Source organism: Klebsiella sp. A-Nf5, from assembly GCF_002810545.1.
Classification (GTDB): Bacteria; Pseudomonadota; Gammaproteobacteria; order Enterobacterales; family Enterobacteriaceae; genus Klebsiella; species Klebsiella variicola.
The window spans coordinates 1-2,286 of sequence record NZ_PIOG01000197.1 but is presented as its reverse complement, the minus strand read 5'-3'; the positions used below and the strand labels follow the sequence as shown (position 1 = coordinate 2,286).

1 protein-coding gene is annotated in these 2,286 nt (G+C 55.4%); it reads right to left on the bottom strand.

Annotated features, from left to right (window positions below):
* On the bottom strand, positions 1-2,286 hold a 2,286-nt coding region (locus CWM53_RS20205; protein WP_100750843.1), incomplete at both ends, for a DUF927 domain-containing protein.

Below are 2,286 nucleotides of genomic sequence, written 5' to 3'. Positions count from 1 at the left end.
CTGTATTGGATAGCATCCCGACACGTTTGCTCATCCCAACCAGTGATCACCTTACCCAACAGCAGTGCGGCTTCCAGAATCGCGAACCGGGCGCTGACGCGATGGACCTGCTCCCCATAATCCGACGGGATCAAGCTACGCCAGCGTTCTTCCGCTGCTCTGACAGCGCTTACTGACTCGTGCTGGTGGTCAGCCAGCCACTTAACCCACTCACGCCCGGCCACTCCGTGGTGATGCTGGTATGCATCCTTCAGAGCATCGGCATGGTATTTACCATTGGCATGCTCATGAAAACGCACTGCCCGACGCATTGGAATGTTAAGCAGGCGAACCAGCTGGCCCGCTTTAGCCTTACGGCCGGCACTGGCGATGAATGTTTCCAGATCCATCTCACCGGTACTGATGGCCACAGTACGCCAGCGCTTCAGATCACGGTTCCCTCCCTCCTTCGCCCCCTGCAGCTTACCCGTACCATTAAAAAGCGCGTAGGCAGATTTGTAGACCTCCACCGGATCAGCGCCCTGGCCGATTTCGTCTAGCGGCATGAGCGCGTCGTTGTGTGCGGCAGCTTCATTCGCCAGCCCCAGCGCTGTACCGTACCAGGTTAGACGCAGTACATCTGGATTGCCGTAAAGACTGGCGGCCACATTAGCAGTGGTAGTCTTACCCGCGCTCGACTGTTCGTAGAGGTGGATGCCGAATCCATCCGCACCAGCAAGGCCAATCAGCGGGGCGGCCAGAGCTGCGGCCACACCAGTCATCATCGAGTAGTTGCCAAAGGCCAGACGTCCAACGCTCTCTCGCCAGCTTTCAACAGTACCGCTGGTGGTATAACCGGATGCGGCAGAACTTCGTCCGTTAAACAGCACCGGTTGATCTGGAGTACCAATGATCTCGCCATCAGGCATGATGTAGGCGCCACACTGCCAGCCCGTAGCATGCGCAATGCGCCATACCTCACCATTGGCACAGCTCTGCAGCCAGTCGGCCAACGTTGCACGTAAACCACTTTTGGTTGTGACGTTCACCCCACCAGCCTTGAGCGTTCGCCAGCCTTCGCGTTCACCGATATCAGCAAATGGTATTGCCTGGACAGTATCCCCCTTCGAACCGAATGGGCGCCAGCGCAGGATCAGATACCGGGTTTTACTGTCATCTATGCCAGTACCTATGACCTCCAGAGAAGAACACAGCCAGCTTTCACGGGTAGTTATTTCCCCGGTATCTTTGTCTGATTTTGGCTCAACCCAAAAAATACCGTCAGCACGGCTTTCGACATGAGGTCGCAGAGATTCAGGTTTTGATGCGCCTTTCTTCCCTCCGTTGATCACTTGCAGTCTCGCGGACACTTCAGGCTCCTGCGGTTGATACATCGAATTCTTAAACGCCGTTGTAGCGGCTTCCAGGCCATGCTGCTGGTGGTAGTCGTTCCAGTCGGCCTTTTTCACTGTTGGTGGTAAAGCCACCCAGCCAGAGACAGACTTTGCAGCTTTCTCCGCAGCGTCTTTGCCTATATTTGGCTCTCCGGGCTTAATATCGTTGTCGGCAGCAATGATGATCTGCGCATTCGGGTAACGCTGATGCATGGCCTGGGCGACGGGCTGCAGGTTGCCTGCATCTATGGCACATACCGTCAGTGCTTCCTGGCGTATCAGATGGACAGATAAGGCTGTTGCCAGCCCTTCAGCAATTAAAACACTCTGCGGTGCGTCTGCTGCGTTTACAGCATGGTATGCACCTCGCTTCGCAGAGCCGGCCAGAAGACGTTTTTCACCCTGCTGTGTAATGGTCTGCGCAGCTGTTACTGTGCCAGATTCATTAACCAGCCCTAACAAAAGCGAACCATCAGGCAGAACAGGGAAGGTAAACCCAACCAAACCCTTGTTCATGAGGTATTCGCTTTCACCCTCGAAAGCTGTTTCTGCAAGCCCCTGCCAGTGGCTCACAAATAAACCGCGGCGCTGTTCTATTTCAGCCAACTTGCGCCGTTGGCGTTCCTGCTCGCGCTGCTGGCTTTCGGTTTTCATTTGTTCCCGCCTCTGGCTAGCTGTCGCTTCGTCCTGTTTCACTGTCCGGTAATCAATACCCAGCACATCAGCCGCCATTCGTGCTGCCTCTGTGGTGTCGCAGTTGTTAACCTGCTTGATTAAATCCAAACCATCACCGGCTCCGCACTGGCTGCAGATAAAGCTGCCGCGCCCGTTATCATCAAACCGGAAGCGATCCACGCCGCCACATGCCGGGCATGGAGCATGTTTTCGTGGCGAGTCTGGTACACCAATATGC